The sequence below is a fragment of the Pseudomonas arsenicoxydans genome, from assembly GCF_006438915.1.
GTDB classification, from domain to species: Bacteria; Pseudomonadota; Gammaproteobacteria; order Pseudomonadales; family Pseudomonadaceae; genus Aquipseudomonas; species Aquipseudomonas arsenicoxydans_A.
In genome coordinates, this window is the sequence record NZ_RCZE01000008.1 from 38,096 (window position 1) to 50,986 (window position 12,891).

Genomic DNA, 12,891 nt, shown 5'->3' on the forward strand with positions numbered 1-12,891 from the left:
TGCAGGCCGGATTCGGCTCTGCCCTGCCCTTAAATGCCAAAAGCATTGATAACAATAACAAGGTGGAGCCACCCATGATCGACATCCATTCAACCGATACCCAACGCTGCGAACGCATTCGGTCCAATCCGAAATTCCTTCAATTGGTAAGTAGCCGTTCGCGCCTGGCCTGGTCGCTGAGTGCTGCGGTGCTGGGCACTTACTACGCGTTCATGCTGGTGGTGGCGTTTGCCCCGCAGTGGCTGCATGCGCCACTCGCCGAGCATCGGATGTTGACCCTGGGCATGCCGGTTGGCGCGGCGATCATCATTTTTTCCTGGCTACTGACCGGTTGGTACGTCTACAGAGCCAACACGCGTTTCGATGCACTGGGTGCCGCCATTCTCGAGGAGAGCAAGTAATGACTTTTCTGCGTAAACTTCTACTCGCTGCTGCCGGGCTATTGCCGGCCTCCGTTGTACTGGCTGCACCCGCGCTGGGTACGGTGGAAAAACAACCGCTCAACCTGCATGCGATCGGCATGTTCTTCGTCTTCGTGCTGGGCACGCTAGCCATCACCTGGTGGGCCGCGCGACAAACCAAATCCACATCTGACTTCTACACCGCAGGCGGTGGCATTACCGGGTTCCAGAACGGTCTGGCAATTGCCGGTGACTACATGTCCGCCGCCACGCTGCTGGGGCTGTCCAGCCTGGTGTTCGCCAAGGGCTACGACGGCTTCATCTATACCATCGGCTTCTTTGTCGGCTGGCCGATCATCACCTTCCTGATGGCTGAGCGGTTGCGCAATCTGGGGCGCTACACCTTTGCCGACATCGTGTCCTATCGACTGGACCAGAACAAAGTGCGGATATTCGCCGCGTTTGGTTCGTTGACGGTGGTGTGCTGCTACCTGATTGTGCAGATGGTCGGTGCCGGTCAGTTGATCAAATTGCTGTTCGGCCTCGACTACCCGGTTGCGGTGGTGATCGTCGGCGCGCTGATGCTGGTGTACGTGATTTTCGGCGGCATGATCGCCACCACCTGGGTGCAGATCATCAAGGCTGTGTTGCTGCTTGCCGGCGGCACGACCCTGGCGTTCATGGCCATGTCGCAATTCGGCTTCAGCTACGAAACCCTGGCCACCAAAGCCGTCGAAGCCCACGCCAGCGGCTGGAACATCATGGGCCCAGGCTCAATGCTCGCCGACCCGATCAACACCGCTTCGATGTCGCTGGGCCTGGTGTTCGGGATTGCCGGTCTGCCGCACATCCTGATGCGTTTCTTCACCGTGCCTAACGCCAAGGAAGCGCGTAAGTCGGTGTTCTACGCCACCGGTTTCATCGGCTTCTTCTTCCTTGTTGTCTGCACCCTGGGTTTTGCCGCGATGGTCATCATCGGCACCGACCCGCAGTACTACGTCAATGGTGAAGTCGGCGGCGCCTTGATTGGCGGCGGCAACATGGTCGCCATGCACCTGGCCAAAGCAGTGGGCGGCAACCTGTTCTTCGGTTTCCTCTCGGCCGTGGCCTTCGCCACCATTCTGGCGGTGGTCTCCGGTCTGGCCCTGGCCGGTGCTTCGGCGATATCCCACGATCTCTACGCCACGGTATTCAAGAAAGGCAAAGCCAGCCAGAAACAGGAAATGCGCGTGACCCGCATGGCCACTGTGGGCCTGGGCATCATCGCGATTCTACTGGGCATTCTGTTCGAGAAGATGAACGTCGCGTTCCTGGTGGGCCTGACCTTCGGCATCGCCGCGTCGACCAACTTCCCGGTGCTGATCATGGCCATGTACTGGAAAGGCCTGACCACCAAAGGCGCGATCACCGGTGGTTTCGCCGGCCTGATCTGTGCGCTGGTGCTGGTGATCCTCTCGCCTGCCGTCTGGGTCACCGTGCTCGGCCATGCTCACGCGATCTTCCCGTACGACCACCCGGCGCTGTTCTCCATGCCGCTGGCGTTCTTCGTGATCGTCGTGGTCTCGAAACTCGACCGCAGCGTGCGGGCCGACAAGGAACGTGACGCTTACGCCGACCAGTTCGTTCGCGCCCAGACCGGCCTCGGTGCCGCCAGCGCTTCCAGCCATTGATAGAAAAGGCACGGCCTGCTAAAGCGGCGCCGTGCCCATCGCACAACCTTTTGAGGTTCACGCTATGCCCGAATTCAACGCCCCGCTGCGCGACATGCGCTTTGTCTTGCATGAAGTGTTCGACGCCCCGGCCCTGTGGGCACGCCTGCCAGCCCTGGTTGACAGTGTCGACGCCGCCACCGCTGACGCAATTCTTGAGGAGGCGGCCAAAGTCACCTCGCACCTGATTGCGCCATTGAATCGCAGCGGCGACGAGGAAGGCGCCCAGTGGCTGAATGGCCAGGTGACTACGCCGATCGGTTTCAAACAGGCTTACGCCACTTACATTGAAGGCGGCTGGGTAGGTCTTTCGGGTAACGCCGATTTCGGCGGCATGGGTATGCCGAAGATGCTCGCCGTGCAGTTCGAAGAAATGCTTTACGGCGCCAACTCAAGCTTTGCGCTCTATTCAGCGTTGAGTTCCGGTGCCTGCCTGGCCCTGGATGCCCACGCCAGCGACACCCTGAAAAACCTCTACCTGCCGCCGATGTACGAAGGCCGCTGGGCCGGCTCCATGTGCCTGACCGAAGCCCACGCTGGCACAGATCTGGGGATCATCCGCACCCGCGCCGAACCTCAGGCCGACGGCCGCTTCAGCATCACCGGCAGCAAGATCTTCATCACCGGTGGCGATCAGGACCTGACCGAAAACATTGTCCATCTGGTGCTGGCCAAATTGCCGGACGCACCGGCGGGGCCGAAAGGCATCTCGCTGTTCGTCGTGCCCAAAGTGCTGGTCAATGCCGACGGTTCCCTCGGTGATGCCAACGCCGTGAGTTGCGGTTCGATCGAACACAAGATGGGCATCAAGGCGTCGGCCACCTGCGTGATGAACTTCGACGGAGCCAGCGGTTGGCTGGTCGGCGAGGCCAACAAAGGCCTGGCGGCGATGTTCACCATGATGAACTACGAGCGCCTGTCCATCGGCATCCAGGGCATTGGCTGCGCGCAAGCGTCCTATCAGAGCGCTGTCGCCTATGCACGCGAACGTGTGCAAAGCCGCGCGCCGACGGGTGCCGTTGCTGCGGACAAAGTGGCCGACCCGATCATCGTTCACCCCGACGTGCGCCGCATGCTGCTGAGCATGAAAGCCATGACTGAAGGTGGCCGTGCATTTGCCAGCTATGTCGGGCAGCAACTGGACCTGGCGAAGTTTTCCGATGACCCCAAGGAACGCGACAGCGCACAAACCCTGGTTGCGCTGCTCACTCCGGTGGCCAAGGCATTCTTCACCGACACCGGCCTCGAAAGCTGCATCAACGGCCAACAAGTGTTCGGCGGCCACGGCTACATCCGCGAATGGGGCCAGGAACAATTGGTCCGTGACGTGCGCATCGCGCAGATCTACGAAGGCACCAACGGCATTCAGGCCCTGGACCTGCTCGGACGCAAAGTGCTCGCCGACAAAGGCTTCGCGCTGCGCCAGTTCACTGGTGAGATTCGTCATTTCGCCCATCAGCCTGACGCGCCCTACTCCGCTCAACTGCTCGATGCCGTGCAGCGTCTGGAAGACCTGAGCGACTGGCTACAGGATCAGGCCGCGACCAACCGCAACGAAGTCGGCGCCGCTTCGGTGGAATATTTGCACCTGTTCGGTTACGTCGCCTACGCCTGGCTTTGGGCGCGCATGGCACAGGTTGCCAAGCAAAAGCTGCATGAAGACGAAGGGTTTTATGGCGCGAAAATCGGCACCGCCGACTTCTATATCCATCGCCTGCTGCCACGCATTTTGAGTCTGGAGCAATCCATCCGCGCGGGCAGTGCCTCCTTGTTTGGCCTGAGCGCCGAACAGTTTTAACGATTGAACCGCACGCAGCGTCACGCTCCTCTCTTTTGGCGTTCGCGTTTTTTATTGATAAGCCCTCGCCCACCTGGCGAGGGCCGCGGGACCTGTCTTTCCATAATAAAAACAAAGGGACTTCACCATGGACCGCAACACCCGCATCCTCGCTACCCGACTGTTGCTGGCCGGCGGCGTCATCAGCCTCTCAGCCCCCGCCGCTGCTGAATTTGTCAAAGACAGCAAGGCCAGCCTCGAGCTGCGCAACTTCTATTTCAACCGTGACTATCGCCAGGACAACGCTGCGCAATCCAAACAAGAGGAATGGGCACAGGGTTTCCTGCTGCGCTATGAATCGGGATTCACCGACGGTTTGATCGGTGTCGGCTTCGATGCCATCGGGCTGCTGGGTGTAAAGCTCGATTCCAGCCCTGATCGCGCAGGCTCCGGCTTGCTCAAACGCCACCGCGACACGAGCAAAGGTGCGCAGGACGAGTTTGGCGAGCTGGGCCTGACCGCCAAAGTGCGCGCCTCAAAAAGCACGCTGAAACTCGGCACGCTGCTGCCGAAACTGCCGACGTTATTGGCCAACGATTCACGGCTGTTGCCGCAAACCTTCAAGGGCGGTCAGTTGACGTCGCTGGAACTCGAAGGCTTGACCGTGGATGCGGGGCGACTGACGCAGGTCAATCAGCGCGACTCCTCGGACTACGAGGACATGAGCATCACCCGCACTGGCGCCAAGGGCATCACCACACGTCATCTCGATAGCGACAGCTTCGATTTCGCCAGCCTGAACTACAAATGGACCAGCAACCTCGCCACCGGCTACAGCTACGGTCACCTCGACAACTTCTACAGCCAACACCTGGTCAACCTGACCTACGTGTTGCCGGTCACAACCGGCCAGTCGCTGAAGACGGATCTGCGTTTCGCCCGCTCCACGGACGATGGTGGCAGTAATGTCGATAATAATGCCATTGGCGCGATGTTCACCTACAACCTCGGCGGGCATGCGTTGGGCCTGGGCTATCAAGGCATGAGCGGCGACACCGGCTACGCCTACGTCAACGGCACCGACGCCTTCCTGGTGAACTTTGTGCAAATCAGCGACTTCGCCAGCAAGGACGAAAAATCCTGGCAGGCGCGCTACGACTACAACTTTGCAGCCATCGGCGTTCCGGGCCTGACCTTCATGACCCGCTACCTCACCGGCAATAATATCGATCTGGGCGGCAATCGTCCGGAAGGCAAGGAATGGGAACGTGATACCGACATCGGTTATGTCGTGCAGAGTGGGCCGCTGAAGAATGTCGGCGTGAAATGGCGGAATGCGACGGTGCGGTCGACTAACTTCGGCAGTGATCTGGATGAGAATCGCTTGATTGTCAGCTATACACTGCCGATCTGGTAAATCCGTTCAGGTTTCACAAAGGGGGACTCGCTTGGCGGCGGGTTCCCTTTTTTTCTTCAGGTTTTGCGGTGTGTTGGCGGGCCTCTTCGCGAGCAAGCCCGCTCCCACAGGGGACTTGTGAACGCTGAAGATCCAGTGTGGGAGCGGGCTTGCTCGCGAAGGCGGCCTCAGAAGCACTAAAGAGGTCGAGCGTGGTCTCCCTTCCCCGACAGCACACCGCGGCAGTGGCCATAGTAGGTTAAGATGCCTGCAAACCAGGCCCGCCGCGAGACGCCCGCATGACCGATAACACCCCCCGCCTGATCAAGAAGTACCCCAATCGCCGACTGTATGACACCCACACCAGCAGTCATTTGACGTTGGCAGACATTCGTCAGTTAGTCGTCGATAAAGTTGCCTTTCAGGTGGTCGATGCCAAGAGCGGCGAAGACCTGACGCGCAGCATCCTGCTGCAAGTGATCCTGGAAGCCGAAAGCGGCGGAGAGCCGATCTTCACCAGCGAGATGCTGATGGGGATTATCCAGTTCTACGGTCCGTACCAGGGTGTGCTCGGCAGCTACCTCGACAAAAGCATCCAGACCGTCATCGACATCCAGTCCCAGACCGGCGCGCAGTCGTCCGAAGCCTGGAGCGACTTTATGCATCAACAAGCCCCGGTCATGCAGGACCTGATGCGTCAGTATGTCGACCAGTCCAAGGCTTTGTACCTCAATACCCAGAACCTGTTCGGCATGTTTGGCGCCAAGCCGGGCACCGATAACGGGCCGAAAAAAAATGGCGATGGGGAATAAACCCATCGCCATTTTTTGTCCCGCTGGCCTGAAATGACTTACTTGCTGCCGCTGGTGGCCTTGGCACTTGCTTCTGGCGCTGCTTTGGTGGCGGCGGCAGTGGCGGCGTCAAAATTGCTCTGAGCCACATCGGAAGCCTGTTTCACGGCTTTCTGAGCGCTTTCAAACACCGTACCGGCATTCGCCAGGCCCGACTTGAACGCAGCCACGACAGGCTCGGAGCCGGCCGGTGCATTCTTGCTGATGGTTTCAACGAACTCTTGCACCTGTTGGGTGCCCGCTTCGACCTGGCTCGAGGTCAATTTGGCGATGTCCGACTGAGTACCCACGATCAGCGCTTGAACCTGACGATTGAACTCGGCCAGACGTTCGGTCTGCGCACTCGGCTGGGTGAACGACGCCTGCAAATCGGCAAAACCTTGTGGATCACGGACGGCCAGCAGCTTGCGCACGCCTTCGAAGTGTTCTTCGGTGGAGTCGCGCAGTGCCTTGAACTGCAACTGGCTCAGCTGTTCCACGCTGGCAAAGACTTTGCCGCTGATCTGCTGCAAAAGATCGAGGTTGGCTTTCTGAGCGGTTTGCAGTTTTTCCGAATTGAAAAAAGACATGCTTGAATCTCCTGGTACTGGAAGGCCCGGATGGACCAGAGGACGCGATAGCGATCCTGCCAGACATCGCGCTGACCTTGATATTGCAGTGCACAAAACTATTTGGCAACGGCTATCTTGTGCAGCGCACAATAAAGTTCGCTTCCTTGACCGTTATTCCCTATACACTCGTGAAAATCGAACGGCCGGCTTGGCTGCTATTAGTCAGGGCAACGTTCCCACGCATGGCGTAAGGAGTTTACGATGGGTCAGGAAGAAAATATTGCGCTGCAAGATGAAGAGCTTTCGACTCCGTCCGGTTTGTTCGAGCACCTGAACCAACTGCAGCGCGTCAACACCCGCAACGTTCTTGACGCCGTGCAACAGCGCCAGGCCAAAACCTACGCACCTTCAAGCCTTGAACAACTCAGGCAGCCGACCGCCGCTGACTGGCAGGAATACTTCACCGACCTTGGCCAACGCAGCGTGCTGTTCTGGGACACCTTGCGTCAGCGCGGTGATAACTCCCTGGCTCACGAGCGCGCCGGATATCCGCTGCTGCTCAAGTTCAATCATGAAACGCTGATCGCCGGCGAAGACCTGCCTCGCCCGGTCAACTACTCGCTGCTGCAGATCCTCCCGGGCCCCGGGCAACAACTCGACAGCCAAAAGCAGCCGGTGATCATCATTGACCCGCGCGGCGGCCACGGTTCGGGAATTGGCGGTTTCAAACAGGATTCGATCATCGGCGAAAGCCTGCGCGCCGGCCACCCGACCTACTTCATCTCGTTCAGCCATTCGCCGCGCCCGGGTCAAACCCTGGCGGACATCGTTGAAGCCCAGGCCCGGTTTATCGAAAAGGTCAGCGCGCAACATCCCGTCAGCACCAAACCCGTGGTGATCGGCAACTGCCAGGCCGGCTGGGCCTTGATGGGCCTGGCGGCGACCCGCCCGGAACTGCCAGGGCTGATCATCGTTAATGGCGCGCCTTTGTCGTACTGGGCGGGCGTCAATGGGCGCAATCCGATGCGCTATACCGGCGGTTTGCTGGGCGGCGGCTGGATGGCGCGCCTGGGCAGCGACCTGGGCAATGACCGTTTCGACGGCACCTGGCTGGTGAGCAATTTCGAAAGCCTCGACCCGGCCCACGCTTGGTGGGGCAAGTACTATCACCTGTTCAGCGAAGTCGACAGCGAGGCCTCACGCTTCCTGGATTTCGAACGCTGGTGGGGCAGCCCGACCCTGCTCAATGGCGAAGAGATCGAGATGATTGTAGATGACCTGTTCATCGGCAATCAGTTGTCCGGCGGCCTCGGGCGCAAGAGCAACGGGCTTGACCTCAAACGCATCGAAGTGCCGGTGGTGGTGTTCTGTTCCTATGGCGACAACATCACTTCGCCGCAGCAGGCACTGGACTGGATCACCGACGTCTATCCCAGCGATCTCGCCCTGCAAAACGCCGGTCGCACCATCGTTTACCTGCGGCACGCGAGCATCGGTCATCTGGGCATTTTTGTGTCGGGTCAGGTGGCGCGGCGTGAACACCGTGAGTTGCTGGGCGCTGTCGACGCGATCAACGAACTGCCGGGCGGGCTCTATGAAATGCTCATCGAGGACCTGCCGGACCATTCGAAAACGCCCTATGCCGTGCGTTTCGAGCGACGACGTATCGCCGATATCCACGGTGACGTGCAGCCGCCCCGTGACGACGATCGCGAATTCGCGCTGGTCGAGCGTGCCTCTGATTTCAACAACACGCTTTACGACGGATTTGTACGGCCGTGGTTGCGTCAGTTGATCAACGAGCCGACCGCCGAACTGATGCGCAAGGCCCACCCGTTCCACCAGCAACAAGTGATGTGGAACAGTTTGAACCCGGCACTCTGGTGGCTGCCAGGCAGTGCCGCCCATGTGAGCAAGGATCGACACCCGGCAAGCCCGTCCAATCCATTGCTGGCTTGGCAGGCCTTGTTTTCCAACCAGATACAGGATGCTTTGAACGGCTATCGGGACCTGCGTGATGCCGCTCAGGAAATGAGCTTTTACGGCGTGTATGGCGTGCTAAACACCCTCACCGGCAATGCATCGGCACGCAATCTCCGGGCGCATGCCGAGCAGCACGATAAAGTCCTGATCGAAAGCCTTCAGGACGCGCTTCCCCTGGGCGGCATGATGGCGGCCTTGATCCGGATCCTGTTCCTGCTGGGCCGCGACAGTGATGAACCGAACAAGCAAAGCGTCGAGAAACTGATCCTGCAATTACAGGTGCTGCTGCAGGACTACAGTGCCGGTCCGCTGGACCTGCGCGAAACCCTGCGCCTGCAAAAACTGTTGGTCGCCACCCACCCGCAGGAAAGCCTGCACAGCTTGCCCCTGATGCTGGCCGAGGTCGAAGAACGCCAGCAGGTGCTGGCGGCCGTTGCCAATCTGCTGCCGGAACTGCTGACCAGCGGCGCAGACAACCCGTTCTGGTGTGAGCTTCACACGCTGCTCGATGTGCCGCTGCCGGGTTTCAGCCTGACTCAGCCTCCGGGTGAAGCCGATGTTGTCGAGGAAAAAGCCCCGGCGGCGCCCCCTGAGCCGATCAAGCCGAAAACTCCGGTCGTTGTACCAGAGCCTGTCAAACAAAAGGCCGCAGTGGTCGTCGCTGAGCCGATCAAGGAAACAGCCCCGGTAGTCGCACCCGCGCCAAAACAAACCAAGCCAGTCGAGCAAAAAACCGCAATAGCGCCCACCGCGCCAATTGCCAAGGCAGCAACTCCCGTGCGCAAACCTGCCAGAGGCAAGAAAAGCGTTAAAAAACCACCGATGAAATAACCCCGGACCGCTGAAGAACACCGCGTCACACCGGCGCGGCTTCCTCGATCTCAAACGATTCATCGGATCGGTACTGCCCCGGTGTCATGCCAAACCAGCGGCTACAGGCTTTGTTGAAACTGCTGTGGTCATGAAAACCAAGGAGATAGGCGACATGCTTCATGTTGAAGTGAGAATGACGCAGGTAGAAATCGGCCAGTTGTCGGCGTACCGCGTTCAGCACGTCCTTGAATTGCGTCCCTTCTTTTTCCAGCGCCCGTTGCAGCGTGCGCTTGCTGATGTTCAACGCCGCTGCGATCGACTCCATGTCGCATTGCCCATGGTCCTGACTCAAGCGCTCGGTGATCAGCGCACGAATTCTGCCGACAATGCAAAAACCAAACAGAAGGTCCAGTTGAGCCTCGGCAAAACTGTCATGCAGCACTGCCAACGCTTCGTTGGCCATGCTCAACGGCCGTATCAGTTCCTGCCCGTCAAACAAAATACTGTCGTAAGGCGCATCGAAACGCAGATCGCAGCCAAACAGCCGTCGAAGCTCGGTGGTGTCTTCAGGCTCGGGATAGGTGAATTCAACGCTCAAGGGTTGCGGTGCGTTACCGCCCGCCAGCTTGCGGCAAAACCCCAGTAAAGACGCCAAGCCCGCATCGGTGTATTGGCGCGGTTTGACCGAACCGTGCTGCTGATGATCGAGCCCGGACAGGCGGTAATGTTGCTCTTCCGAGGTAAAGAAAAGGCTGAATCCGGTGCCGATCAACGGACTGAAACGGACCAGGCGTTCAAGGGCCTTTTTCAGATTCAGGCTGGACATCATGGTGTAGCCGATGATCTGAAAGCTGCCGGGGTGGAAACTGCCATAGGCCCTCAAGCCAATGTCAGGATCGCCCGAGTCCTCGGCGGCCAGTTCCCATAGTCGATAGATGTTCTTTCGCTCGCAAAACGCACCTGGTTGGTCCGCGAGATCAATGTCTAGTCCAGCCTCCCGGCACAGACTGGCAACATCCAGTCCTTGAGCCGAGAGCGTATTTACCAGCACGCTGGCATAGCCTGAACTCATTCTATACATGGCGTCCTCAATGACCTGTGGAACCGGACGTCCTGTCCGGAGCCATAACTGATCTGCGATGAATCAAAGATTAACGGGTGGTTCAGTTGCCAATATTGATCCCAGTATAGGTAATCCTCATTTTCAGCCACTGTTCCCGGCCATTCGTCGCCCGGATGCAGCTAAACCGGACATGGCACCTTTGGACACCAGCCCGTCACCTCCCAACACTTCCGCATCCCGCGCCAATACCGAACAATCCACCCATCTTGCAGCGCAAAATATAAAAAGGAACGAAGCTTATGAAGTCGCTTGGTCGTATTGCGTTGGTCACGGGTGGTATGGGTGGGATTGGCACGGCGATCAGCCAGCGCCTGTACAAGGAGGGATTCAAAGTTATTGTCGGTTGCAGCGCTGATTCCGCCCGCAAGAACGACTGGATTGCCGGTCAACTGGCGGCGGGCTATCAGTTCGAATGTATCTACGGCGATATCACCGATTGGGAGTCGACGCGCAAGGCATTCGAGATGGCGCGGGAACAATTCGGCCCGGTCGATGTGCTGGTCAACAATGCCGGCATCACTCGCGATGCGTCCTTTCGCAAGCTGACGCACGAAGACTGGAACGCGGTGATCGGCACCAACCTGACAGGCCTGTTCAACACCACCAAACAGGTGATTGAAGGGATGTTGGCGAAGGGTTGGGGACGCGTCATCAATATTTCCTCGATCAACGGTCAGCGCGGCCAGTTCGGCCAGACCAACTACAGCGCAGCCAAGGCCGGCATCCATGGCTTCACCATGGCCCTGGCACGGGAAGTGTCCGGCAAGGGCGTGACCGTCAACACCGTCTCCCCGGGTTACATCCAGACCAGCATGACCGCGGCCATCCGCCCGGACATCCTCGACACCATGATCGCGGCCACCCCCGTCGGGCGCCTCGGCCAACCCGAAGAAATCGCCTCGATCGTCGCCTGGCTGGCCTCCGATGAATCGGGCTACAGCACCGGCGCCGACTTCTCGGTGAACGGCGGCATGAATATGCAGTAGACCGATCAGGGTAGGGGCACCCTGCTCCCGCTTGCCAGAATCTTAATGAGGTCACGCATGAACGAAGTCGTAATCGTTGCCGCTACTCGTACCGCCATTGGCAGTTTTCAAGGTGCCTTGTCCGCGATTCCAGCGACTGAGCTGGGTGCAGCGGTGATTCGCCGCCTGCTGGAAGAAACCGGCCTGGACGGTGCGCAGATCGATGAAGTGATTCTCGGCCAGGTGCTCACCGCAGGCTCGGGGCAAAACCCGGCACGCCAGACGGCCATCAAGGCCGGCCTGCCGTTTACCACCCCGGCCCTGACCCTGAACAAGGTCTGCGGCTCGGGCCTCAAGGCTGTGCAACTTGCCGTTCAGGCGATCCGCTGCGGCGACGCCGAGCTGGTGATTGCCGGCGGTCAGGAAAACATGAGCCTGGCGCCTTATGTGCTGCCCAAAGCGCGCACCGGTTTGCGTCTGGGTCATGCGCAGTTGCAAGACAGCGTCATTCAGGACGGTTTGTGGGACGCCTTCAACGATTACCACATGGGCATCACGGCTGAGAATCTGGCCAAGCAGTACAACCTCAGCCGCGAAGATCAGGACGTCTTCGCCGCCACCTCGCAACAGAAAGCCGCCGCCGCCATCGAAGCGGGCTACTTCAAACGAGAAATCACCCCGATCCTGATTCCTCAGCGCAAGGGCAATCCACTGGTGTTCGATACAGACGAGCAACCGCGCCCGGGCAGCACGCTGCAAGCGTTGAGCAACCTTAAACCGGCGTTCCAGAAAGACGGCAGCGTGACCGCCGGTAACTCGTCGACCCTCAACGATGGCGCCGCCGTGTTGCTGCTGGCCAGCGCCGCCACTGCCCAGGCTCTCGGCTTGCCGGTGCTGGCGCGCATCAAGGCCTATGCCAGCGCAGGCGTGGACCCGTCGATCATGGGCATCGGCCCGGTCCCGGCCACACGTCTGGTGCTGGAAAAAGCCGGCTGGAGCCTGAACGACCTCGACCTGATCGAAGCCAACGAAGCGTTCGCCGCGCAATCGCTGGCGGTCGGCAAAGAACTGGGCTGGGACACCGCCAAGGTCAACGTCAACGGGGGTGCGATTGCGCTGGGGCATCCGATCGGCGCGTCGGGCGCGCGGATTCTAGTGTCGCTGGTGCACGAGCTGATTCGCCGTGACGGCAAAAAAGGCCTGGCCACGTTGTGCATCGGTGGCGGCCAAGGTGTCAGCCTGGTCATCGAACGATAACAAGAATCACAGGACTGCTTGCTTGACTGCTGACGCGGTGCCGAATTGCGGCACCGCGGTTTTTT

The 12,891-nt window shown here is 59.4% G+C and carries 10 protein-coding genes; 8 read left to right on the forward strand and 2 right to left on the reverse strand.

The genetic code is table 11. The annotated features are described in order from the left end of the window. Positions 1–74: 74 nt before the first annotated feature. The 5 genes from EAH78_RS17620 to phaR all read left to right on the forward strand — a co-directional run bounded on the left by EAH78_RS17620 (position 75) and on the right by phaR (position 6,095). Positions 75–401: a DUF485 domain-containing protein gene (locus EAH78_RS17620; RefSeq protein ID WP_050482769.1), complete on the forward strand. Its 327-nt coding sequence runs from the start codon at positions 75–77 to the stop codon at positions 399–401. Next, positions 401–2,071, forward strand: a complete 1,671-nt coding sequence (locus EAH78_RS17625; protein WP_140668630.1) for a cation acetate symporter — start codon at positions 401–403, stop codon at positions 2,069–2,071. Before EAH78_RS17620 ends, EAH78_RS17625 begins: the two co-directional genes overlap by 1 nt. A 64-nt stretch (positions 2,072–2,135) precedes the next feature. Continuing rightward, positions 2,136–3,908 (forward strand): acyl-CoA dehydrogenase C-terminal domain-containing protein, encoded by a 1,773-nt coding sequence (locus EAH78_RS17630; protein WP_140668631.1) that lies wholly within the window; start codon positions 2,136–2,138, stop codon positions 3,906–3,908. Positions 3,909–4,035: 127 nt separating this feature from the next. Continuing rightward, positions 4,036–5,304 carry an OprD family porin gene (locus EAH78_RS17635; protein WP_140668632.1) on the forward strand — a complete coding sequence of 423 codons (1,269 nt, stop codon included), beginning with the start codon at positions 4,036–4,038 and terminating at the stop codon, positions 5,302–5,304. 278 nt (positions 5,305–5,582) lie between these two features. Then, on the forward strand, positions 5,583–6,095 hold the full coding sequence (phaR, locus tag EAH78_RS17645) for a polyhydroxyalkanoate synthesis repressor PhaR (protein WP_140668634.1): 513 nt from the start codon (positions 5,583–5,585) through the stop codon (positions 6,093–6,095). A 38-nt stretch (positions 6,096–6,133) separates the two neighbouring features. Here phaR and phaP read toward each other — a convergent pair whose 3' ends face one another. Further along, positions 6,134–6,703 (reverse strand): TIGR01841 family phasin, encoded by a 570-nt coding sequence (gene phaP, locus EAH78_RS17650; protein ID WP_140668635.1) that lies wholly within the window; start codon positions 6,701–6,703, stop codon positions 6,134–6,136. A gap of 243 nt (positions 6,704–6,946) precedes the next feature. Here phaP and EAH78_RS17655 point away from each other — a divergent pair, with 243 nt between their 5' ends. Continuing rightward, complete coding sequence (locus EAH78_RS17655) at positions 6,947–9,499, forward strand: DUF3141 domain-containing protein (protein ID WP_140668636.1); 2,553 nt, start codon at positions 6,947–6,949, stop codon at positions 9,497–9,499. A 25-nt stretch (positions 9,500–9,524) separates the two neighbouring features. Here the strand turns inward: EAH78_RS17655 and EAH78_RS17660 are convergent, their stop codons facing one another. Further along, positions 9,525–10,562, reverse strand: a complete 1,038-nt coding sequence (locus EAH78_RS17660; protein WP_140668637.1) for an AraC family transcriptional regulator — start codon at positions 10,560–10,562, stop codon at positions 9,525–9,527. Positions 10,563–10,843: 281 nt separating this feature from the next. On the opposite strand from EAH78_RS17660, the gene phbB reads away from it, so the two are divergent. After that, on the forward strand, positions 10,844–11,590 hold the full coding sequence (gene phbB, locus EAH78_RS17665) for an acetoacetyl-CoA reductase (RefSeq protein ID WP_140668638.1): 747 nt from the start codon (positions 10,844–10,846) through the stop codon (positions 11,588–11,590). Between the two features lie 57 nt (positions 11,591–11,647). Then, entirely contained in the window at positions 11,648–12,826 is a 1,179-nt protein-coding gene (locus EAH78_RS17670; RefSeq protein WP_140668639.1) for an acetyl-CoA C-acetyltransferase, read from the forward strand. Positions 12,827–12,891: the final 65 nt, after the last annotated feature.